This window comes from Pseudomaricurvus sp. ABR4_320 (assembly GCF_056159445.1).
The window spans coordinates 112,328-134,649 of the sequence record NZ_JBSWVF010000009.1 but is presented as its reverse complement, the minus strand read 5'-3'; the positions used below and the strand labels follow the sequence as shown (position 1 = coordinate 134,649).

General features: G+C 55.1%; 19 protein-coding genes. 1 reads left to right on the top strand and 18 read right to left on the bottom strand.

The genetic code is table 11. The features are described from left to right. Nucleotides 1–198 precede the first annotated feature (198 nt). The 15 genes from ACXAFR_RS18125 to ACXAFR_RS18055 form a co-directional block, all read right to left on the bottom strand. Nucleotides 199–1,740, bottom strand: coding sequence for a gamma-glutamyltransferase family protein (locus ACXAFR_RS18125; protein WP_475179264.1), 1,542 nt, complete (start codon nucleotides 1,738–1,740; stop codon nucleotides 199–201). A 2-nt stretch (nucleotides 1,741–1,742) separates the two neighbouring features. Continuing rightward, nucleotides 1,743–2,393: a cyclase family protein gene (locus ACXAFR_RS18120; RefSeq protein ID WP_475179262.1), complete on the bottom strand. Its 651-nt coding sequence runs from the start codon at nucleotides 2,391–2,393 to the stop codon at nucleotides 1,743–1,745. An 11-nt stretch (nucleotides 2,394–2,404) separates the two neighbouring features. Next, nucleotides 2,405–3,802: an aldehyde dehydrogenase family protein gene (locus tag ACXAFR_RS18115; protein WP_475179438.1), complete on the bottom strand. Its 1,398-nt coding sequence runs from the start codon at nucleotides 3,800–3,802 to the stop codon at nucleotides 2,405–2,407. 155 nt (nucleotides 3,803–3,957) lie between these two features. Next, nucleotides 3,958–4,923, bottom strand: a complete 966-nt coding sequence (locus tag ACXAFR_RS18110) for an oligopeptide/dipeptide ABC transporter ATP-binding protein (protein ID WP_475179259.1) — start codon at nucleotides 4,921–4,923, stop codon at nucleotides 3,958–3,960. Continuing rightward, a complete protein-coding gene (locus ACXAFR_RS18105) occupies nucleotides 4,920–5,984 on the bottom strand; it encodes an ABC transporter ATP-binding protein (protein ID WP_475179256.1) in 1,065 nt (354 codons plus the stop codon). Before ACXAFR_RS18105 ends, ACXAFR_RS18110 begins: the two co-directional genes overlap by 4 nt. 9 nt (nucleotides 5,985–5,993) lie before the next feature. Then, entirely contained in the window at nucleotides 5,994–7,247 is a 1,254-nt protein-coding gene (locus tag ACXAFR_RS18100) for a YlbE family protein (RefSeq protein WP_475179255.1), read from the bottom strand. 5 nt (nucleotides 7,248–7,252) lie between these two features. Next, nucleotides 7,253–8,515, bottom strand: coding sequence for a YlbE family protein (locus tag ACXAFR_RS18095; protein WP_475179253.1), 1,263 nt, complete (start codon nucleotides 8,513–8,515; stop codon nucleotides 7,253–7,255). 119 nt (nucleotides 8,516–8,634) lie between these two features. Further along, nucleotides 8,635–8,802 carry a hypothetical protein gene (locus ACXAFR_RS18090; RefSeq protein ID WP_475179250.1) on the bottom strand — a complete coding sequence of 56 codons (168 nt, stop codon included), beginning with the start codon at nucleotides 8,800–8,802 and terminating at the stop codon, nucleotides 8,635–8,637. A 17-nt stretch (nucleotides 8,803–8,819) separates the two neighbouring features. Further along, a complete protein-coding gene (gene fdrA / locus ACXAFR_RS18085; RefSeq protein WP_475179247.1) occupies nucleotides 8,820–10,466 on the bottom strand; it encodes an acyl-CoA synthetase FdrA in 1,647 nt (548 codons plus the stop codon). After that, nucleotides 10,426–11,973 carry an ABC transporter substrate-binding protein gene (locus ACXAFR_RS18080; RefSeq protein ID WP_475179244.1) on the bottom strand — a complete coding sequence of 516 codons (1,548 nt, stop codon included), beginning with the start codon at nucleotides 11,971–11,973 and terminating at the stop codon, nucleotides 10,426–10,428. Before ACXAFR_RS18080 ends, fdrA begins: the two co-directional genes overlap by 41 nt. A gap of 168 nt (nucleotides 11,974–12,141) precedes the next feature. Further along, complete coding sequence (locus tag ACXAFR_RS18075) at nucleotides 12,142–13,323, bottom strand: M24 family metallopeptidase (protein WP_475179243.1); 1,182 nt, start codon at nucleotides 13,321–13,323, stop codon at nucleotides 12,142–12,144. Nucleotides 13,324–13,333: 10 nt separating this feature from the next. Then, the gene (locus ACXAFR_RS18070) at nucleotides 13,334–14,833 is read right to left on the bottom strand and encodes an amidohydrolase family protein (RefSeq protein WP_475179241.1); all 1,500 of its coding nucleotides are present in this window, start codon (nucleotides 14,831–14,833) and stop codon (nucleotides 13,334–13,336) included. A 12-nt stretch (nucleotides 14,834–14,845) separates the two neighbouring features. Further along, nucleotides 14,846–15,670 carry a nickel transporter permease gene (gene nikC / locus ACXAFR_RS18065; RefSeq protein ID WP_475179238.1) on the bottom strand — a complete coding sequence of 275 codons (825 nt, stop codon included), beginning with the start codon at nucleotides 15,668–15,670 and terminating at the stop codon, nucleotides 14,846–14,848. A gap of 71 nt (nucleotides 15,671–15,741) precedes the next feature. Then, the gene (locus ACXAFR_RS18060) at nucleotides 15,742–16,665 is read right to left on the bottom strand and encodes an ABC transporter permease (RefSeq protein WP_475179236.1); all 924 of its coding nucleotides are present in this window, start codon (nucleotides 16,663–16,665) and stop codon (nucleotides 15,742–15,744) included. Between the two features lie 2 nt (nucleotides 16,666–16,667). Continuing rightward, the gene (locus ACXAFR_RS18055) at nucleotides 16,668–18,371 is read right to left on the bottom strand and encodes an ABC transporter substrate-binding protein (RefSeq protein WP_475179234.1); all 1,704 of its coding nucleotides are present in this window, start codon (nucleotides 18,369–18,371) and stop codon (nucleotides 16,668–16,670) included. A gap of 121 nt (nucleotides 18,372–18,492) precedes the next feature. Between ACXAFR_RS18055 and ACXAFR_RS18050 the strand changes: the two genes are divergently transcribed. Beyond that, nucleotides 18,493–18,906: a GlcG/HbpS family heme-binding protein gene (locus ACXAFR_RS18050; protein WP_475179231.1), complete on the top strand. Its 414-nt coding sequence runs from the start codon at nucleotides 18,493–18,495 to the stop codon at nucleotides 18,904–18,906. Nucleotides 18,907–18,908: 2 nt separating this feature from the next. On the opposite strand, the gene ACXAFR_RS18045 is transcribed toward ACXAFR_RS18050, so the two are convergent. The 3 genes from ACXAFR_RS18045 to ACXAFR_RS18035 all read right to left on the bottom strand — a co-directional run bounded on the left by ACXAFR_RS18045 (nucleotide 18,909) and on the right by ACXAFR_RS18035 (nucleotide 22,087). Then, the gene (locus ACXAFR_RS18045) at nucleotides 18,909–19,850 is read right to left on the bottom strand and encodes an oxamate carbamoyltransferase subunit AllH family protein (protein ID WP_475179229.1); all 942 of its coding nucleotides are present in this window, start codon (nucleotides 19,848–19,850) and stop codon (nucleotides 18,909–18,911) included. Then, entirely contained in the window at nucleotides 19,837–20,769 is a 933-nt protein-coding gene (arcC, locus tag ACXAFR_RS18040; protein WP_475179227.1) for a carbamate kinase, read from the bottom strand. Before arcC ends, ACXAFR_RS18045 begins: the two co-directional genes overlap by 14 nt. Nucleotides 20,770–20,884: 115 nt before the next feature. Next, nucleotides 20,885–22,087 carry a sialidase family protein gene (locus ACXAFR_RS18035; RefSeq protein WP_475179225.1) on the bottom strand — a complete coding sequence of 401 codons (1,203 nt, stop codon included), beginning with the start codon at nucleotides 22,085–22,087 and terminating at the stop codon, nucleotides 20,885–20,887. Nucleotides 22,088–22,322 lie beyond the last annotated feature (235 nt).

Genomic DNA, 22,322 nt, shown 5'->3' with positions numbered 1-22,322 from the left:
GGTTGTTGATTGTCTGTCGGCCCGTTGGCCAGAGGACGATTGAACTCGGGCACTACCCTGCCATGGGTGCAAGACCATCAGTTGCGCGACTTGCGCACAATGCAGACTTGCGCAAACCATCAGTGCACTCGCCATTGACAGTCTACTGTTAAATATTCAAGCCGCAGGGATACTGCGCTGCAGCCTTCATCGTTTCTCTCACTCGCTGAGCAAGCCACTGCCATCAGAGCGAGGATCTGCGGCAGCCTCCAGCTGACCATTTCCGTTTTTGCGAACCGCCATGGCGTGGCCGACGCTTTCACTGCACGCGGAAATTCGCGCGAGATCCAGATCTGGCAAGGACAACACCGAATCCAAAATCCGTGGGGCATCTGCCTCAACGGCCACGGTCTCGCGAGGAAAATCGATATCTCTGGCACCGACCACCCAACGAGGACGCCGTAATATCTGCTGCAAATCAGGTTCTTGTTTGACAATACCCTCGAGCACCTGAGCCAGAATTTGAGGCTGGGCTCTACCGCCCATAGTGCCAAGGCTCGCCTCCAACTGCTGGTTACGACTCACCAACAAGGGCATCAAACTGTGTGGCGGTCTGACGCCCGGCCGATACTCATTGACAGCCCCTTCGTCCAGAGAAAAGCCCCGCGCCCGGTTGTGAAAAATGACACCGGTCGAAGGCTCCAGTACCGCGGAGCCAAACGTTTGATAGACACTCTGTATCAGGGAAACTCCATAGCCCTGCTCATCCATAGTACAGACGGCAACGGTATCGCCGTGAGCCGGTATGCCGCGACTGACCTCGTCAAGGTGGCCCATGGATGCACGTAAGCGGGCAGGATCCATCAAACGTTGAAGATCAATATCCGCATGACGCGGATCTACTAAATAAGCGTCTCTATCCCTTGCCGCCAGCATACTGGCTTTAAGCAACCACTTGGCATTCTCACCCGCAGCATCCAAAGGAATGTTCAACGCTGTAAGCGCCGAAAGGATTTCAAACAAGACAAACCCCTGAGAGTTTGGTTTTGAGGTATAGAGATCTAGCTCACCAAACCGATAGTGCAACGGCTCTTCGAGTTCTGCTTGCTGGGCGGAAAAATCATCGGCAGACAATCGAGATCCCAGCGACTGCAACCCCGCGACCAACTTTCCAGCCAGGTCACCACGATAAAAACTTGCAGCGCCCTGCTGTGCGAGCACAGAGAGTGTTTCTGCAAGCGCTGGCTGATAAAAGGTCTCGCCCTCTTGCAGAGGAGCACCACCGGGCAACAACAAGGCGGTGCATCCAGGATCTTGTGCCAATGCTGGCTGACGATAGCGAATCCCCGCCGCAAGACTGGAAGACACCTCTACACCGTCCAATGCGTATTGCTTAGCACGGGTAAAATGATCGCTCCACGCGAGGGTCGCACCAGCACTGTGAAGGCTGTCCCAACCAGACACGAGACCCGGCGTCGTAATAGCATCGACACCGTAATCCGGAATCTGGCCGTATTCTTGCCGCAGCCACGCCGCCGTCATCCCTGCCGGTGCCGCACCGGAACCGTTACAGGCAAAGGTTCCCTGAGGCGTTTTCACCAGTGCGAAAAGATCGCCACCGAGCGCACACTGGTGGGGATACACCACCGTCAGAGCGGCCGCCGCAGCCAAGGCCGCATCTATAGCATTGCCGCCCTGTGCGTAGGCTTCGCGCCCCGCCGCTGAGGCGAGATGATGAGGAGTTGCTATGGCACCTTGCATGATCAGTCTTCGCTAACGCCTTCGATAAGAATCGTGCGCGTCGCAGCAGCTTCAGAATTTTTAAGGCGCATCGGCAAACAGCACATAAAATAGGTGCCATCTTTGATATTGGTGAGCTTGGCTCCTTCAAGAATCACAACACCAGCACCGCACAAGATATGATGTGTGGGCCACTCTTCGGTGTGTTCTTTTGCTTCAATGGTGACATAGTCCAAGCCAACAATTTTTACGCCAGCATCAACCAGGGCCTGCGCCGCACTGGGATCAACACCCACCCAATCGTGTGAGTATTCTTTTTTATGCATGCGCTTGTCAGAATTGGTCGTGCGGAACAAAACCCGGGTGGCGCCATTCAGATTAGCGGCTTCGACGTCCGCTGCAGTAATGGCCCGATCGCCGTTCGCGGTTAAATCTACAACCCGTGTCGATCCCACAAAGGTATCCAAAGGTAACTGGTCAACGGTTGGCGCACCTTTTACAAAGTGACTGGGCGCATCGATATGCGTCCCAGTGTGTGAGCCCATTAACCAGCGGGTCACCTCTGAGGGCGCGCCATCATCCATACGCTCAACCGAAATATGCTCGGGTGGCTTTCCATCGCGCCAATAAAGCATGCCAGGCTCGATATCCATTGAAATGTCGTGAACGATCATAGTTTTTCTCCTCAAACTTGCTGCGGTTTAGCCATCGATATCGTTTTAATTTGGGTATAACTTTCCAGCCCCCAACGGCCGTTTTCGACGCCGAGACCAGAGAGCTTCACGCCACAGATGGGCGCTTGCGGAATGATTGCCAAGTGTTGATTGACCCACACAGTGCCGGCCTGCAGCTGGCTGGCAACCTTGCGCGCATCGGCCTCTTCGCCCCAGACCGAGGCGGACAAACCAAAACTGGTGTCGTTAGCGCGCTTGATAACATCATCCAATTCGTCGAATTCCAAAACGGGTAAGGCCGGGCCAAATTGCTCTTCAGCAACCAGTGGTGCATCGTCTGCCAGACCGGTAACGATTGTGGGCGCATAAAAATAACCTTGATTGCCAATGCGCTCACCGCCGCACAGGATTTCACCACCAAGCGCTCGGGCACTTTCCACCAGGCTCACCACACGCTCAAATTGAGGCCGGTTATTGATCGGCCCCAACGTGGTCGCCTCATCGCGTCCGTCACCAACAACCGCAGCCTTTGCCAGTTCAACCAGAGCCGTCGTAAATTCTGTGCTGATCGATTTGTGCACATAAACACGCTTAATCGCCGCACACACCTGGCCGGTGTTTTCAAAACCGGCGGTAAATATTTTCTGTGCGACGGCGGCGACATCGACGCCAGGCAAAACGATCGCCGGATCGTTACCCCCCAGTTCCAGAGTGACACGCTTGAGCGCTGCGGCGGCCGATTGCGCCACATGACAACCTGCTTCGGTAGAACCGGTAAAGGACACTTTGCGAACCAACGGATGAGCCACCATGGCCTTGCCGAGTTCGTCACCACCGGTCACGATGCTGACCACCCCAGCGGGAATGATCGACTGCAGCAAGCGTGCGGCGGCCAAGGTCGCCAACGGCGTAAAAGGTGACGGTTTAAAAACCAAAGTGTTGCCAGCGAGCAACGCCGGCGCCAGCTTCCACGCCAAGGTCATCAATGGATAGTTCCAGGGAGCGATCGCGGCCACGACACCCACAGGCTCTCTGTGGACTTCAACCCGGGCCAGCTCGTCATCCTTGAGGACTTCTACCGGCAATTCCATGCCTGCGGTAAACGCAAACCAACTGGCCGCCCCCATGATTTCGTAGCGGGCTCGAGGCACGGGCTTGCCCTGTTCTGCACTTAACAAAGACGCCAGTTCATCGGCGTTGGCCCGAAACACGTCAGCACAGGCTTCCAGCACCTTGCGACGTGATTCGATGTCGCTCTGCCAATGTCCAAGTGCTGCGTGAGCTGATTCAATGGCCGTAGTTAATTGAGCTTCCGTACAAACGGGCGCTTGCCCCAGGACGTTTTCTGTCGCGGGATCAATAACATCAAAACCACTGCTCCCGGTGACCATCTCACCGTTAATCAACATCGCGTACACAGGCAGACTCCTCTTGTATTCGTGGTAGGTGAACACTATGAGAGCTTCTCAACCTCCGTGTTCACACTACGAACTAATGTTCTCATTATATTCAGAGTGCGAACCACTGACAAGCTACTTCGCACGCCAAATCGATCATAAATTGTTCATTCTGGATGATGGCAGGCAATCCAGTGATCGCGCGTCAAGGCTCGAACGTCCGGTGCCGTCGCCCAGCACTGAGCGCTGGCACGCTGGCAGCGAGGTGCAAACGCACACCCATCCAAAGAAACCTCCGCCGAAACTACCTGCGCCGTCGCCGGCACACCACGGGCTCGCGATTCCAGCGTTGGTTCAGGTATCGCAGAGAGCAGCAGCTGGGTATAGGGGTGTGCTGCATGTTCCGGCACTTTAGCCGCTGGCAGCAGTTCAACGATGCGACCGCGATACATCACCGCAATACGATCTGCCACGTGGCGCACCACCGCCAGATCGTGAGAAATAAACAAAAAGGTGAGCGCCAACTGCTGCTGCAACGACAACAGCAAATTAATAATCTGCGCCTGTATCGATACATCCAGCGCAGCAATCGCTTCATCACAGACAACAAAGTCCGGTGCCGATGCCAACGCCCGCGCAATTCCGATACGCTGCCGCTGACCGCCGGAAAACTCATGGGGCAAACGATTTCCCTGTGCCGCGGTCAACCCAACCATGTCCAGCAGCTCTGCCACCCGCTGGCGACGCCATTGCCGGTTTCCCAGGCGATGAATAAGCAGAGGCTCGGCAATGGTTTCTGCGGCTGTGCGACGCGGATTAAGCGAAGCATAAGGATCCTGAAAAATCATCTGCATTCGCCGCCGCTGGCGCCGCAAAATCACCTTCGACAGGCGCAGTAAATCGACGCCATCAAGCAGGCACTGCCCAGAGACACTCTGTTCAAGGCCCAGCAAGGCGCGCCCGGTACTGGATTTGCCACTGCCCGATTCACCCACCAAACCCAGGGTCTCCCCCTTTTCGATGGTAAAGGACAAGCCATTGACCGCCGTAAAGCTCTTGCCCTGGCGGCCGGACTTGTCCGGGTAGTGAACACTGAGATTGCGCGCCTCAATTAACGGCCAGCTACGGCTCATAGTGCACCTCTGTCCAGCTCGTCTATGCCTGCTCGCACCAGATCTTCGGACCGCCAGCAGGCTGACCGGCTGTCGGTTCCCGCCACCGCTTGCAACACCGGGCCGTCACTTTGACACAGAGGCAGATCACAACGACAACGGGGCTGAAATCGACACCCCTGCGCAGCGATGGCCAAATTTGGCGGACTGCCGGCAATCGCTTGCAGAGACCGCTTACGCTCGGAGTCCAAGCGCGGTAAAGAATCCAAAAGCGCCGCCGTGTAGGGATGCGCTGGAGCGGTAAAAATCCCTTCGACAGTCGCCACCTCAACCGGCGCCCCGGCATACATCACCATCACCCGATCGGCCAATCCCGCGACCAGCCCCAGATCGTGGCTGATCCAGACCACCGCCGTGCCCATCTCGGCCTGAAGCTCTTTTACCAATTCAACAATTTGCGCCTGTACCGTGACATCCAACGCCGTCGTCGGCTCATCGGCAATCAACAGCTCTGGTTTGCAAATCAGCGCGATGGCGATCATCACCCGCTGCCGCATTCCGCCTGAGAGCTGATGGGGATATTTTTTCAATTGCGACTCACCACCGGTGAGTCCCACACGTTCCAGAATCTCCAGGGAGCGCGCCTTGATCTCCCTGCGATTGTAACGACCGTGAGCGGCAAGGGATTCAGCCAATTGGCGACCAATGGTGAGCAGAGGATTTAGAGAGGTCATCGGATCTTGAAAGACCATCGCCATGCTTCCCCCCCTCACCCTGCGTAATTCAGCACGACTCATGTCGGCAAGGTCGCGGCCCTGCAATTGAATACGCCCACCCGCAATACGACCCGGGTCTTGAATCAGCCCCATAACCGCCAACATGGTGGCACTTTTACCGGAACCACTCTCACCGACGATTGCCAGGGTCTCTCCCGCCGAGACCGTAAAAGAGGTGTGATCAACGGCGACCACAGGCCCCGCGCCGGTATCAAACACGACCTGTAAATCGTCGATCTGTAAGAGTGGAGAATTCACAGCAGGAGCATTTGGGAGAGGCTGATCGAGACGGTCTGTTTCTCCCACAATCGGCTCCTATTGATAGATTTCAGCAAAGCGGCGCAGGGCACCGGCAAAGCAATCAAAGGGAGCGCGGGTCTGACCCGCACCGATAACACCCCCGAGTCGGTGAGCAATCGCGGTATCAATCACCGGTGTTATACCCGTGGCAACGACTTTACGTATGTCGGTACCCGCGGGCGCCGCGGCAAAATCCAAATTCGGCAGACGATAATCGTCGAGAAACCCAGTGGTAATTTCGCCCATTTCCTGAGTTAAGCTGGATGCCCTGCCAAAACTGCCACCGACAAGCTGTTGTAACGCCGGCGCTGCCGCCTGCACATGCCCACCCAAACCTACGGTTTCCATAATGGCACTGTCACCCATATCCAGCACGGCATCCGCATCGCTCCAGTCGGAGGAAAAATACAAACCATGCACCGGATTCGCTGCGGCAACAAACCACTCATTGGGCATGCCTGCGACACGAACACCGAAATCGACGCCATTGCGGGACAGGGTCGTTACCACGGTCGAATACGGCACATCGCTAACGGCCAGGGTCATCGCTTTCGCCGCTGCCATAAAAATACACAGTGAAAATTGCTCGGCAACCTTCAGGTAGTGTAAGACGTCTTTCAATAGGTGCGATGAAACCGCTGTCGCAGCCAGTGGCGCCGCCAACTCCTGCAATAACAGCAGGCTGCCAGCCGAGTTGCGGTTGTGACATTCATCGCCCATGGTTAAAGATTTCGCGATAAGTGTTCGAACATCAATACCGCCACTGCACAACAGTGCACGGGACAGAGCAGGACCAAACACGGAATCCAACCAGCGCCATTGATTCAGTGCCTCACGATTGTAGTCTTCCCGCTTTTGCAGTCCGGTTGCCGGCCCCTGAAACAACTGCGAGCAACCGATCGCACCACTGGCTTCGTCGACAACAACCGCCAACGGGCTGGAGGCACTGGTAATACCCGCCATACCGCCGGTGGTGCCCAATTCGTGACAGGGCGCAATGCGCACCGCATTCCTCGCAATCAGCGCTTCGGCCTCCGACTCCGTCTCCGCCAGACCTTCGTAGACAATCGCATTAAGCACGCCCATTCGCTGTGGCCCACACATCCGTTCAAACGCAATGGGTGGACCTGCGTGCAGAATGGTTTCTTTGGTCATCCCCTTAAGGATTTCGCCAGCTGGCTGAACATCGACCCAACGCGGGCGGGCCTGATTAAATCGCAACAGCACCTCACGATTGGCTGCTGCAATTTTTTGGCGCAAGTCGGTCATTGCGATCAACCCTGATTTTGATAACGGGCGGCGAAAGCTTTTAAAGCCAATTCGAAACACGCCAGCGGTGCACGCACCTGCCCCGCACCAATGAGACCGCCCTCTTTGTGAGTAATGGCCGTATCAATCAGCGGTGCAATGCCGGTTTGGACAACCTTGCGAATATCGATACCCACAGGTGCAGGCGCAAAATCCATAGCGGGAATTTGCACGTCGGTATTCTCACCGATACAGATTTCCGCCATCTGCCGGGTATTGGCAATGGCTTCTGCCATACTGCCTTGGACGTATTGTGTAACGGTAGGCGCAGCGGGCTGAATAAAACCGCCCAGGCCGACAGTTTCCGTGATACAACTGTCACCAAGATCTGGCGCGGCGTCGGCATCGGACCACTCCGAACGGAAGAAAAGACCTTCGACATTTTCCGCCGGTGCGACAAACCATTCATCCCCCAAGCCACTCACTTGAATGCCAAAATCGACACCATTGCGGGCCATTGCCGTGACCATTGTGCTGTATTCCACATGCTTACAGGGTTCTAAGGTCGCCTTTGCTGCCGCCATGATGCCGTGCAAAAAGAAATGATCGGCTTCGACCAAAAACTGAATAACCTTCTGTAAATCATCAGCAGGCAAATCGGTTTCGGTTAAGGGTCCAATCAACTCCCGGAAAAACAAACCCGTCGCGGCGACACTGCGATTGTGACACTCGTCGCCCATCTGTACCGCCTTGGCGATGATATTGCGAATATCAATACCATCGGTGCGCTGCAATGCCGCAGACAGAGCGGGACCCAGCACCTTTGCCTGCCACGAAAGGTGACGTCCAATCTCGTCGTCGTAGCTGCCCCACTTGATCAGTCGCAAGCCGCCACCCTCAGACAAACAGCTAAACGCACGATTGCCAAAGCCACGGTTTTCCACGACCAACATCGGTGTCGAGGCCGACGTAATCCCTGCGCCAGCACCAACGCTGTCGTGGTGATGACAGGGCTCAACGCGAATTTCACCCATTTCGATCAGTCGCTCAGCCTCCTCCGCGGAGGTTGCCAAACCTTCCCAAAGTGCCGCGCCGATAACCCCGTGACGATGGGGACCACACATCCGCGCCCATTCAATTTGCGGGGCTGAATGCAAAATAAGATTGGGTGCCATATTGGGCACAACGTCGATGGCCGGTGCGACATCAACCAGAGTGGGACGCCCGGCCAACAAGCGTTGCAAGGCTTCCGCATTCGCCGAGGCAATGTGTTCTTTTAAACTGGTCACATCTACTTCCTAGAAAACTGTCGGTAATAAAAAGGGAACATTGAAAACACTACGTTAGGGAACCTCTGATTAATGTTGGCGATGGAAACGCAGATAATTAATCAGTGGTTCCTAAGCGTTTAAAGCAGATCATCAAGTATATCGAGCAATTCGGAATCGCCTTTGGCGGGAGGCTCCCACTGCACAGCGATCACCGGCTGCTGTTGATCGTGCAAACAGTCGGCAAACAAATCGAGACCAATATTAATCACCGTTAGGGGCTTGCCTAAAAAACTTTGCTCACTCACGCTTAGACTCCCGCTTATTAATTTGGAGAAATGGAATTCTGAGCAACAATCGCCGCCGCCAATCGGATGGCTTCGCAATTCGTCGCGGCGACCATCACGTCCGCGTCCATTAATTGCGCCACCTGCTCAGCGAGTGACTGTTTATCTGCCCGTGTGCCACAGACATGGACCACCACCGGTAGCCATCGTTGCTCTTTGGCTGCGATGTCTCGCGCTTGTCGAATCACCGGGACGAGCTCTCCGGCTGGATCTGCGACGGCGCCTTCGCCGATCACCAGATCAAGCAGTAACACGGCAACGTCTGGATCGCCAGCTTCATCAATAATGCGCTGATGACGGAGGCTGGAATCGATCATGGGATGTGCACGACCGGCGGTAAACTCATCTTCCCCCATATCGAGGAGGGTGTGCTTTTGGCTGGAAAAGCTGTCTGCCAACTCGAGCACACCGTCCACGTGCAAGTTCGAATGCAGTGGCCCCATGACCGGCTGCAGCTGCAATAATGCCTCATAGCACAGGGTTCCACCGGCATAGAGTGCTCGCACATACTGTTGAGCGCCGTCGAGCTTTTGGGCTTGCTCTGCCGCTGCAGCTTGCAGCTCTGCTGCAGACAAGAGCGGCAGGGCTGGAGATTCTTCAGCGGTCGCAGCAGCCGCATTCACGGCGACCACATTCGCGGCGACCGCATTCACGGCGATCACCTCGGCGGCTTGCTCTAAGGTTCCAGCCCAAGAAATATGATCGGCATCTCCGCCATCGTCAGAAAACTGCTCAGGGGAACAACCGAGAAAATTGATAACGACTGGCTTAGCACTTTCGCTGGCTTTTTTCACCAGTATGCTGGCAATTTCTGCGGACGGTGGTTTGGATGTCAGGCAAATCACCTCAGTCTGAGGGTCAGCGAGCAATCGATCAAACGCCATCAACATGGTGATGCCGCCCACTTCTATCGACAGATCCCGACCACCCGTGCCAATGGCCTGAGAAATCCCAATGCCGATACTGTCCAGCAAGCAAATAATTTCCTGCATCCCAGTTCCCGATGCACCGATGATTCCCACCTTGCCGCGTTCAACCCGGTTGGCAAAACCCAGCCCGACGCCGTCAATAATGGCCGTGCCACAATCCGGCCCCATCAATAGAAGATTTTGACTGCGGGCGTAAAGCTTAAGGCTCACTTCATCTTCCAGCGGAACATTGTCACTGAACATCATGACATTCAGCCCGGCTTCCAACGCGCGTCGCGCTTCCCGAACAGCGTAGATGCCAGGCACTGAAATTAATGCCAGAGACGCCTCGGGCGCATCCCTTAGCGCGGTATCCAAGCTGCGATGCTGATAGGACTGTGACGCAGTCTCGATACGCTGCTGCAATTTTTCCAACGCCGACGTAACAGCCGCGTCTAAGGCATCGCTGTCTTCTGCCCGAATCGCAATCACCAGATCATCGGCACGGGCGTCAGCAGCGTCTCCTTCCAGCAACCCAGCGGCAGCGAGAATACGGCAGTTGTTGGGCGTCGCCATCATAACCATGGCTTCTTCAACGCCCGCGGAGGTTCTGAGCTGCCCAGAAAGCTGCATCAAGCGTACCGAATCGTGATATTCACCACGCCTTACAAGCGTTTTAACGGGCATGGTTAACCTCACTGCAAGTTCGTTCGACATCGTGCCACAGGGGATAGGCGCCAATAGCATCAAATGCCAGACCACGAATGTCATCACGGCTGGCCACAATGTTGGTGTTGCAATGCAGAGGCACAACAAGGGCTTCTTGCATCACCATTTTCTGTATATCTTTTAAAAGCGGCAGATAGACTTCAGGATCACTGGCCTCTTCCACCGACTCCAACAAAGCATCAAGACCCGGGCGATGATCGGCGGTGCGTTTGCTCCAACCATAACCATCGGCACCACTGTTGCGCGAGTGATAGACAAAGGGCAGAAGTTCCGCCGTGCTGGCATATTTACCCTGGGGAATCAGATGGTGATTACCGGCCATTCCCGCTTGAATCCACGGTACCGGATCAAGAATTTGAACATTGACCTCAATGCCCACCTTGCGCAATTGCTCCGTGACAATGCGCCCAAACTCCGGATAGAAATTAACCGGCAGCGCAAAAAATTCAACCGACAGCATACGTCCATTGCGGTAGCGATAACCGTCTGCCTCTTTCAGCCATCCGGCCTCGTCCAGAAATTCTTCAGCGTAAGACGGCCGATAGGGGTAAAAATGTTGAACCTCTGGCTCAAACCCAAGAGTAAATTGAGAGACGGGGCCATAGGCGCGTTCAAACTCGCCGCGAAACACTTCAGCAACTAAGGCGTCCTGGTCGATGGCCGTATTGATGGCCTGCCTTACAAGAAGAGAGTCAGTCGGCACTTTTTCGAGATTCATCATCATGCACACGGGAATACCGCGAATGGGAAAGGTGTCCACCTTAAAGCCAGCGGATTCCCGAAAGGTCTGAACCGTGTCAGGCGCGACATAGAAAATCATATCTACTTCGCCGCTTTCCAGGGCGCGACTGCGCTCAGCGGGATCGGCCAGGAAACAAAATTGAATTTCTGCAATCGCCACCGGCCCAGTGTTGTTCACCATAGGTGGCGCCCAGGCGTAAGCCTCATTGCGGACCAGCGTAATACTGTGACCGGCTCGCCATTCGCTAAAACGAAAAGGGCCTGTGCCTACTGGGCAGCGACCGAACGCTTCGCCGAAACGCTCAACTGCCGTTGGCGATACCGGCGCCAACCAACCTTGACTCAAGGCATCGAGAAACAGTCCGTAGGGTTTGGCGAGATACATATCGATGGTGAACTCATCGACGATTTCAGAACGCAGGTAACTGCCCAACATGCAGCCGGCCAGCTTGGATTCATTGATGGGGTCGCGTGCGCGATCCAGGGTAAACGCCACGGCCGCAGCGTTAAACGGCGTGCCATCGTGAAAGAGCACGTCTTGACGCAACACCAGACGATAGCGCTTACCATCCTCTGACATCTCGAACGTTTCAGCCAGACCAGGCAAATAGTTGCCATCGGCGGTGCGGTTCACCAAGGTATCAAAGACACCGTTGGTCATCTGTAGCGCCAACTCAGCGGCGCCAATCTGCGGATCTACGGTCGAGGGCTCGTAGTGAACACCTACTCGAATTTTAGCCCCTGCTGTACCCATACACCCTCCACAAACGACATCAGCCTGCCAATAAACACATGCAGAACATTTGCATGCGAGCGCCCAAAACAAATGTGCGCATTATGAACTTATGTTCATATTAACAACTTTGCGTCGCAGATCAAGCATTGACGACAAGTTTTTAGACAGGTTTAAAAGAGAAAAACATCAAAACAGGAGAGGCGTTGTCGTCAAGAGTTCGGTGCCCTGCTCGGTGATAATGACGCAGTTTTCAAATCCGGAACTGCCAACCCCTTCGAGCTCATAAAACACCTCGATACTGATGACCATATCCGCCTGTAGAATCATATCGGCATCTGGCCCCACCTTCGTCGACAAGGTAGGGCCCTCAAAAAACAAACCATTGCCGTGGCCATACAAGGGCCATTCTTTCGACAAGCTGGCGGCATCTCCGCGGAAATTTTCCAACTGCTGATCACCAACGGCGACCAACTCCCGCACCGAAAGACCCGGACGTATCGCAGCGATGATTTCGCTCACCGTGTTGGCGTTGGCGGCCAACAACTCGCGCTGTCCGGCATCGGCATCTCGTCCACACACAACCGTGCGCCCGGGTCCAAGCCAATAGCCCTGAAACATCGGGCCGGTAATCCACAGTCGCGCCAGATCTCCCGTCGCAGGCTTTCGACGACTGAAGCCCGGCAGCGGGTCTGATGCCAGATAGCGCAGCTCCTCGCCATGGGCAATCGGCAGCATATGAACCTGACCGCCTCCGCGAAACACTTCCCGCGCGGCCTCTCCGGCGGCATCGGCCTCGCTGGCACCGTTGCGCAAGGCATCACAACCTGCGAGCAAAGCGGCACTGACCACCTTACCGGCCTGCCGAAAGGCGACCAGCTCACGAGGGCTTTTACGCTGCCGCAATGTCGCAATCAATAAATCCTCAAAACGCCACTGGACGCCGGGCAAACTCTCACTCAGTTGCGACCAGTACTTCAGCGGGACTATGTCTGACCCACAAAGGGTGAGCTGATCCAGGTTACGCACCTGCACCTGCACCGCAAGATCAGCAAAAATGTTGGTACTGGGGATGACGTCACTCGCCGCCAGAAGGTGCAGTTGCGGATCGACGTTATCGGCGATCAGCACGGGAGCTTTGCCCTGCTCAACCAACACCGCGGCAAACCCCGCCGGACCACGCCGCCCCTGCCCAGGCTGATTACCGTAATAATTGGTCAGCCAGACCAAATCTGCGCAACGATCATAAGTACCGGCGGTACGCCCGAGAATGACCGCCGCCGGAATCTGTTGCTGCACCATGTGCTGCTGCAAACGCACCCAGCGCTGTTGGTATTCTTCATCTGGAAAATAACGGGTTTCTTGGGTCATCTGTTTGGCCTCACGGGAAGGTCGATGCCAACTGACGCTGACGCCAACCTTGTAAAAAGGGTTTGAGCGCTCGAAGGTGACGGCGCAATTCCATCAATCCAGCCTCTTGGGATCGCGCCTGCTGTTCGAGTTGCCGCTGCAGCTGCCTGCGATCAAGAGCAACATGGCCTCCGTGCTTAACTCGCAACTGTCCTCCGACATACACTCGCTCTATGGCTTGCGGGCGGCCCGTTTCAACGGCCATCGCCCAGGGATCTTCTGCCCCCAACCAAGGGTCCATCTGCCCCAGCGACAACACCATAAAATCCGCGCAGTAGCCGGGTAACAACCGGCCCAGCCGTGTGGACTTGCCTATGGCTTTTGCGCCCTGGCTGGTCGCCATAGCCAACCACTGCCGATGGGAAATGTTGTGACCCGCCTGCCGTTGTAAGGCATCGGCAAGACGCATTTCCTGAAACATATCCGGTCGATCACCGAGTGGCTGGCTGTCTAAGCCAAGCGCCACCGTCACCCCCTTTGAAAGCATCTGGGTAACACGGGCGACGCCGTTGCCAAGCCTCAAATTGGAACTGGGATTGTGCACAACACTGATGTTTCTTTGCGCGAGCCCCCGCATTTCGTCTTCCGAAAGATAGACACCGTGGGCCATGGAAACAGCGTCAGAAGGCCAGGCAGCACGATCCAATCGCTGTAGCAAATCATCGCCTTGATCCTGCTGAATTCTCTGTAGAGGGCTTTCCAGCAGATGAGCCTGCACTGGCATTTTTAGCTGTTTTGCGCGGACGCCAATTTCAGACAGCAAGCTGTCACTAGCCCAGTGAATGGATACCGGGCCGCATAAATACCAGAGCGCATCACTCATTTGCTCGGCACGTTGCTCAAGACATTGGAAGTAAGGCTCATAAAGGGGGGCTTGCGACCGAGCTAAGCGGTCGTCAACAAACGCACGCACGTCGCCGACCAACTCTGGCAGCACGGCTACCAAAAGTTCTCGCAGTTGACTGCGATCGAGAAAACTGGCGATGACACCTGCCCGCATCCCGGCGTCCTGATAGCCAGCGGCAACCGCATCCAGCGTAGAACCATAGCCCTCACCGTCGACGTGATAGTAACTATGAATAGAGGTTGTAATGCCCGTTGTCAGCTGGTCCAGCGCCGCCAGCTGGGTATCCAACCGACAGTCCAATGTCGGCATTGCCATTAAATCGACCAGCCAGGGCTCGAGATAATCGTCTTCTATGCCTAACTGGCGCGCGGTCAGACCACGCCCATGATCGTGCGCATTGACAAAGCCGGGCATCAATATGGCGTCGTCGAGGTGCAGTAGCTCCCGGCCTGCAAAGCGTGCATCGATATCTTGCCAGGGCCCTGCAGCAACAACATCACCGTCGCGAATGGCCAAACCTGCATTTTCCTGAGCACCATCGGGCGAGTCTGGATCCAGCAATGCCCAGCGTGCACGCAGCAAAAGATCACAGGTTTCTTTCAAAGCGCTTTGAGAAACAGACACAGAAGGCTCCAATCAAACACGCATACGGGGATCCAACACATCCCGCAGCGCATCCCCCAACAGGTTTGCCGCCAAAACCACCAGCATAATGGCGATACCCGGGAAAATTGCTGTCCAGGGCGCATCCCAAATCAACTCACGCCCATCGCTCAACATCGCTCCCCACTCCGCCGTGGGCGGTGTCGCTCCCAATCCGAGGAAGCTCAAACCGGCCGCACTCAACAGAGCCCAACCGTAGGACATACTGGCGAGCACGAGAATGGGCGGTAAGGCGTTGGGAAGAACATGGCCAAAAATAATGCGCAGATCGCTGGCGCCAAGACTGCGCACCGCAGTAATGTAAACCTCTTCTCGAATGGCTAACACCGAGCCGCGAACCAGTCGTGCATAGTTGGCGACACCGCTGATACCGACCGCGATCATAACGTTGGTCAGACCGGGGCCAAGCAATGCGACAATTGCCAGCGCCAGCAGAATGCCCGGAAACGCCATCAGAATGTCGATAAATCGCATAATGACTTGATCGAGCCAACCGCCATAATAACCGGCAAACAGTCCCAGCAAGACGCCCACAGAGGCAGAAATTGCGACGGACACAAACCCAATGGTGAGCGACACCCGTGCCCCCGCTAACACCCGACTGAAAATATCTCTCCCCAATAAATCCGTACCCAGCCAGTGAGTTGCGTTCGGCGGCAAGAGAGAATCCGGCGGATTAACCGCCAGCGGATCAAAGGGCGACAGCCAGGGCGCCAACAACGCGGCAACCGCCATAATCAGCAAAATAAGCGAAGAGACAACCGCCGTTCGATGACGAAAAAAACGATGGTTCAACACGGAGCGACCCGCCCTGCGCGATCTCTGAAAACTACCTGGCAGAGCAACAAGGAAGCGCATAACATAGACAATCAATCATAGCGGATACGAGGGTCAATCAAACCGTAGGCGAGATCAACCAGGAGATTAACGGAAACATAAAGTACGGCGGTAACCAACACCACGCCCTGCACAATCGGCAAGTCTTTATCGAGAATGGCATTGATTAACAAAGTGCCCAATCCCTGCCGGGAAAAGACCTCTTCGACAATAAAAGAACCGGAGATCAGCCAGCCAAATTGCAAACCAATAATGGTCACGACAGGAATCAACGCATTGGGCAACGCGTGACGCCAAATAATGGTGGATTCACGCAGACCTTTGGCCCGAGCAGTGCGAATAAAATCCTGCCGCAGCGCCTCCAGCATACTGGCCCTTGCGGTCCGGGCAATGGTGCCGATCGCACCGAGCGCCAATACCGTTGCAGGCAGAACCAGATGCTGCCAGCTTCCAGCCCCAGAGGCAGGTAACCAACGCAGCCCGACCGCAAAAATCAAAATCAACATCAGCCCCGACCAAAACGAGGGTACAGAAACGCCGAGCGCTGCGATTCCGCTCAGAAGCCGATCCAAAAATTTATCCCGGTAGATGGCGGCGACAACCCCCATCAAGGTTCCCAGGGGTATGGCGATCGCCAGTGCCGCCAGCACTAATGCCAAGGTTCTAGGCAATCGATCGGCCAGCAATGCCAGTACTGATTCATTACTGGCCAGCGAGCTGCCAAGATCACCGCGGGCGATGTCACCGATATAGCTGAAGAACTGCACCGCCAACGGACGATCCAGACCGAGAGACGCACGCAACTCAGCGACCTGCTGAGCCGATGCGCCGGAGCGGGCCAACATGGTCGCGGCGGGATCCCCCGGCAACAAATACAGAAGGCCAAAGGTAATACTGATAACGCCAAACAACACGGGCAGAGTCAGCAGCAAGCGACGACAGATAAATCTGAACATGATTAATCTCCCGCCGTGCGCAAAGTCATTTGATCATAGGTCGGCACCAAGCCGACAGAACGCCAGCTGAGCCCCTCAACCTCTTGGCGTGTTCCAATCAACAGCGCAAAATCGTAGATGGGTAAAATCAGTGCCGCATCCATAATGCGAGTCTGAGCCTGTTGATACAGTGCCGTGCGCTGATCCGTCTCCATGGTGACCGCAGCACGATCCAACAGACGATCCAGTTCCGGATCCTCGTATTTGGAAAATGCAAAACCGGAATCCACATTATCTGAATGAAAATACGGACGCAGGGAATCCGCCGCCGAATACCCTGTACTGCCTGTAAAGAGTAAATTTTTACGGCCCGCCTGTCCGGCTTCCAGCTGCACCGCGTAATCCATCATTTCCAGATTGACCTGTATGCCCACGTCTCGCAATTGCGCCTGCAGCAACACACTGAAATGGCGACTTTGTCCCCAGGAAACCATGGATAAATCGATGGCCAGGGGCTTGCCGTCGCGCTCGCGAATACCGTCGCCGTCCTGGTCGCGCCACCCGGCCTCATCGAGAAGCTGCTTTGCCTTGGCGGGATCGTGCGCGTACAAATCGTCCAGCGCGGGTGAATATTCCGCCGTTACCGCAGACAATGGGCCGTGAGCCGGTGGACAAATACCGCGAGTAATGGCCTGAGTTCCCGCCGTCATATCGGCGGCATAAAGAATGGCCTGACGCACAGCCAACTCATCGGTTGGAGCCTTCTGAGTATTGATAAACCAATAGGCAGGCTGCCCGGTCAGATAGGCGTAGGTCACCGATAAATCCGGAGCGTTTTTGATGCGCTGCAGATTCGTCGGCACCAAATCAAAAGCGACATCCACATCGCCCGCCTCCAACGCCGGCGCTCGGGTGGAAGGCTCGGGAAGAAATCGCCAGACCATTTCTGCGACCGGCTGATCCGTCGCACGAGGCATATCACCAACCTCTTTGACAGCCTGCTGTTTAAATTGAGGGGCCCACTGGTAGTTGGGATTGCGAGTTAACGTGTAATGATCGCCGGGCACATATTCACTGAATTGATAAGGGCCAGTACCACTCTGATGTAGATGATACTGGTCGCCCCATTGCTGCGCGGCCGCGGGAGAAACCATCGACAGATACGGCAAACTTAGATTAAACAAGAAACTGCCATCAGGCTGTGATAACACAATGTCCACCACAAAAGGTGACTGAACCTCTACCCTCGAGACACTGCGTAAAAGCGACGCAGCTTTAAAAGACCTGGGACCAAAACCGCGAATACGCTCGATATTGTACGCTACCGCAGCCGCATCAAAACGACTGCCATCGTGGAAGTGAACGTCTTCTCGCAAGGTAAAGCGGTATCGCAAGCCGTCATCAAGCAGCTGCCAGTCTTTGGCGAGCCCTGCAATAAATTCTTCGCCATCCTGATAAATGAGCGTATCGTAAACCGCCGAGAGCACGTAGAGCACTTCCCATTGGATATCGAGATGAGGATCCAGTCGCGTTCCCGGCTTGGTCGCCGCGAGAATTAAACGGCCCTGCTGAAAGCGGGCATTCGCCTGACTCGCCGCAGGGTCCTCCGCGGCGGAACCACTCACGGATGTCTTCTCGCTACCACAGCCGGTCAACGCCAACATGAGCGTTAAGGCAACCCACGTATTGAGAAGAACTTTGTAACCGCCGCTTTTACTTTTCCGCAATGTGCCGCTCCACGCTCGCTGGCCATTTTCCAAACCATAACAGACCCCCTACTATTTTTGAACATTTATTCGTATTATGAACTAAAGTTTTAGACCTCCTTGCATGAATGGATATTTCTCTATGACTCTGCTTACCTTGGAAAACGCGGAACACGCCCTCGCTGCCGCGAAACAGGCGGCGACCGAAAGAAATGTGGCGCTCTGCATCGCCGTCTGCGATGCCGGAGGTCGACTGATGGCCTTTGCCCGCATGGATGGCTGTAATTGGGCCAGCATCTACGGCGCTCAGGGTAAAGCACTCTGCGCGGCAGCCACCGGCGTCGCCAGCGGCAAGATTCCACCAGAGCAACCCGTGATGCGACGCATCGCCGAGCTGGAAGGCAACAATATGATCTTTGGTCAGGGCGCAGTGCCGATCACGATCGACGGCATTCTGGTCGGCGCCATTGGTGCAGGTGGTGCCAGCGGAGATATTGACGAAGCGGTTGCCCAAGCGGGTGCAGACGCCATCGTTAATCAATCAACCCGAGGTTAAGGTTAGCGATCAAGGCAGTAAAGCGCCCAGATAAAACCTGCCAGCATATCGGCACCTGAGCAGCTGCCAAACGACAGTATGCGTGTTACAAAGGACGAGAGCTGTGCACCTGGGCCAGCTGCCAGCAGCTGCTGCCAAGTGCGACTGCATCCCCCTTGTGCGGCAGCGCGGATGAATTCTCTCGACAGAACATGCGTCTTCTGCAGCAACGGATGTAATCGGCCGAAGCCTAGCCAGGATCGCCATCTCTCACCGGTATCTTTATAGCAATGGCAGCCCAGGATAAAACCTGCCAGAAAGTCATCACCTGTCGGGGTCAATCCCGAACCCAGACCGATGACAGTGTCGACGGCATGCAACCAGCCTTCCGATGAACTGTCGATGCCATTCAAACATTCGGACATGGCGACACCCAGTGCTTCCCGGATAAAAACCTGCTCTATAGAAAACGGGACGTCACTCAAGGCGTGAAGATCGGTGGAGTGATTTTCAGACAAGGTCTCCAAGACCAAAGACAGGGCCAGACTCTTGTCCTTTTCAGCAGCCACCAAGCGACAAAGCTCTGCCCTTGCTGCCGACAGCGCCCTTCCCTGCCAAAGCTGTTGAATCTCACCCCATGCCGGTTGATGCTCGTAAACTGCAGCATTTACGATGCCAAACTGAAACCGATCTTTACTCGAACTCAGTTGCATACCGGCTGGCGATAAGCGCACCGGCTGACCAACATTCAACGATGCGAAGTTGACTCGACCAGAAAGAATAACGGCAAACGCACCGGGATCAACACCGGCATGACAGAGGCTGATCAAGCTCGGTTGATCGTGGGATGGCTCAACCTGGATATTCAGCACCCGATTAAAAACCGAATGAATGACGCCGGGAGTGTTCCGTAAAAAATAAGGCGTCAGCCAGTCGCTGTATTCTCTGACGTCAACCTTCGTCATCCGGATAAATCCAGGTTCCTGAGAAACCGTCAACGATGTTTTCGATAGCTTCCAATTGACCGATTACCGCCGGATTGCCCGTGGCACGCACAAACGCACAGGCCGCCTCGACCTTCGGCCCCATACTGCCTTTGGCAAACCCCAGCGCTTCCAATTCTGCCGGACAGGTTTTTTCCAGTCGACGCGCCGAGGGCTTGCCGAAATCCACATAGACGCCATCCACATCGGTCGCCATCACGAACAGTTCTGCCGGCAGCTCACTGGCTAACAATCCGGATGCCCGGTCCTTATCGATCACCGCCTCAACCCCCGCCATCGTCTGACCACCGGGCAGATAGGTCATGGGAATACCGCCACCGCCACCGCAAATCACCAGTGCATCCTGAGCCAGTAGCCAGCGAATGGGTCTGTGCCAGACAATTTGCTGCGGTTGTGGCGAAGGCACCACGCGGCGCCATCCGTTGCCATCCTGACGAAAGGTCCAGCCTTTGCGATCGCTCAGCTGCTGCGCTTGTTCTTCATCGACAACAGGGCCAACAAATTTGGTCGGGTTCTGAAACTCGGGATCATTACGATCGACAACAACTCGTGTCAGCAAGGTGGCAACAGGCTGCGAATAACCGAGTTGATTGCCCAATTCCTGTTCGAGCATATAGCCGATCATTCCGGCGGTTGCCGCCCCCATCACATCCAGCGGATAGGCAGGTACCTCTTCGTGAGAGGTGGCGTAGGCGTCAGCCTGCAGCGATAACAAGCCAACCTGCGGCCCATTACCGTGAGTTAATACCACCTTGTGTTTCCGGGCAACGGCCGCCAGAGGCACTGCGGCAAGTCGCGTGTTCGCGAGTTGATTTTCCGTCGTCAGAGGCTCACCCCGACGCAACAATGCATTTCCGCCGAGTGCAATCACAATTTGCATGTAGGTTACTCCCTGGGGTCTGGTGGCAGGCCCGTTAAAAGGCCCTACGCACCGATCACCAAACCCAGGAACATCTCACATATTCGCATTACGGTCAATTGTTCTTATTGTGAACTTATTTTGACACAGCTTTTGATGTACATTCGATGGCATCTATCGGAATTCGCGTTACCTCAATGTCCTCTTTATTCGTCGCATAGCTCACGTATATGGAGTCACCCCACACGCGACTCTTGGGATAACTGTAACCCACTCGCTTATAGCGACCATCAAACTGCATGGGCTGCAGATCAGACTGCGACCGCAATATCCAGGCTTTATCAAAGATCTCACCATCGCAACTGCGGCTGATGGTCAGAGGAATGCGCGTTTTATTGCCACTGGGATTGTTGACGATAAAAGCCGTTCCATCGGGAAGATTACCCGCGCTCTGCTTTGCCCGACTGTCGGGATAATCCGTCTCGACTGACGCGCTCCAGTGTTCGCCTTGATCCTGGCTCACGCTGGCAAGAATTCGAAAGCTGCCGTCCTGATCGCGAAAGGTCATAACCAAATCACCATCTTGCTGTCGAAACCAACTGGGCTCCAACTCTCGGCTCATACCGCGCTGGTGTTTGTGAACCGGCATCTCGCCGAGCTGCCAACCATCAATTCCAAGCGGTGAATCCGTATAGATTGGCACGGCGATCAATCCAGGTTGCCGATGCAGAGCGCTAATTAATCGACCGTTGGGCAAGGCTCGGACATCCTGCTCGATAACCCCGTCAACAAGCAGATCAGTCCCAAACCGAAGGCGACGTGGGGAAGTCCATGCAATACCATCACGACTGGTGATGACTTCCGTGAAACCTGCCTTGGGCTCCAAATCGTGGGGCCAGACATTGATATAAGCCACCAGCGTTTCGCCGTCGGTCCACCAACCACCATTGGTGACCAATGCGTCTTCCCGCGCCTCCACCAAGGTTTCAGGCGTCCCCCAGCTAGCGCCGTCTTCACTTGACGCAAACAAAACCTGGGTTTCAGGCGCGTCTTCGTCACGCAATGACGCCTGCCACTGGACGTAGAGTTTGCCCTTAAAGCCAATAGTCGTTGCACCGTGATTGTATTTGACGTCGCCATCGGATGAGGAATAGACGCGATGAGTTTCGGCAGAGGCAAGAACATCCAGACCAAGATGCTCACGGTCTTGCGAATCAAAAAGATCGGCTCGAACGCTGAACGGCACCTCTGATGCAAAAACGTGAGCATTCAACACGACAGAAAAACTCAGAAGACTTACCACCCGAAAAACAAACACAACCCACTTATTCTTTAACACTGATATTGATACCCAATTTTTATTCAACAAAGACAATGACAAAACCCTATTGTTATGCACCAGAAAAGAGCCAAATGAGAGTGACTTTATTGGCTACGCGCCTCTTTGAAGCGTAAACCTCTATTTGGTCTCATTTTAAGAAACAATGATGAGGCGAGTCATTCCCGCTCCGGGCACCCACCGATCAGACGCAAAGAGAATCGACGCTTTAAAATAGAGCAATTTCTGTCACTTA

What these genes read in the sequence shown, in the direction of transcription:
- ACXAFR_RS18125 (WP_475179264.1), bottom strand. Translation starts at nt 1,740, where the DNA reads ATGCAAGGTGCCATAGCAACTCCTCATCATCTCGCCTCAGCGGCGGGG.
- ACXAFR_RS18100 (WP_475179255.1), bottom strand. Translation starts at nt 7,247, where the DNA reads ATGACCGACTTGCGCCAAAAAATTGCAGCAGCCAATCGTGAGGTGCTG.
- ACXAFR_RS18060 (WP_475179236.1), bottom strand. Translation starts at nt 16,665, where the DNA reads ATGTTCAGATTTATCTGTCGTCGCTTGCTGCTGACTCTGCCCGTGTTG.
- ACXAFR_RS18075 (WP_475179243.1), bottom strand. Translation starts at nt 13,323, where the DNA reads ATGACCCAAGAAACCCGTTATTTTCCAGATGAAGAATACCAACAGCGC.
- ACXAFR_RS18050 (WP_475179231.1), top strand. Translation starts at nt 18,493, where the DNA reads ATGACTCTGCTTACCTTGGAAAACGCGGAACACGCCCTCGCTGCCGCG.
- ACXAFR_RS18115 (WP_475179438.1), bottom strand. Translation starts at nt 3,802, where the DNA reads ATGTTGATTAACGGTGAGATGGTCACCGGGAGCAGTGGTTTTGATGTT.
- ACXAFR_RS18110 (WP_475179259.1), bottom strand. Translation starts at nt 4,923, where the DNA reads ATGAGCCGTAGCTGGCCGTTAATTGAGGCGCGCAATCTCAGTGTTCAC.
- fdrA (WP_475179247.1), bottom strand. Translation starts at nt 10,466, where the DNA reads ATGTCGAACGAACTTGCAGTGAGGTTAACCATGCCCGTTAAAACGCTT.
- ACXAFR_RS18120 (WP_475179262.1), bottom strand. Translation starts at nt 2,393, where the DNA reads ATGATCGTTCACGACATTTCAATGGATATCGAGCCTGGCATGCTTTAT.
- ACXAFR_RS18045 (WP_475179229.1), bottom strand. Translation starts at nt 19,850, where the DNA reads ATGACGAAGGTTGACGTCAGAGAATACAGCGACTGGCTGACGCCTTAT.
- ACXAFR_RS18080 (WP_475179244.1), bottom strand. Translation starts at nt 11,973, where the DNA reads ATGGGTACAGCAGGGGCTAAAATTCGAGTAGGTGTTCACTACGAGCCC.
- arcC (WP_475179227.1), bottom strand. Translation starts at nt 20,769, where the DNA reads ATGCAAATTGTGATTGCACTCGGCGGAAATGCATTGTTGCGTCGGGGT.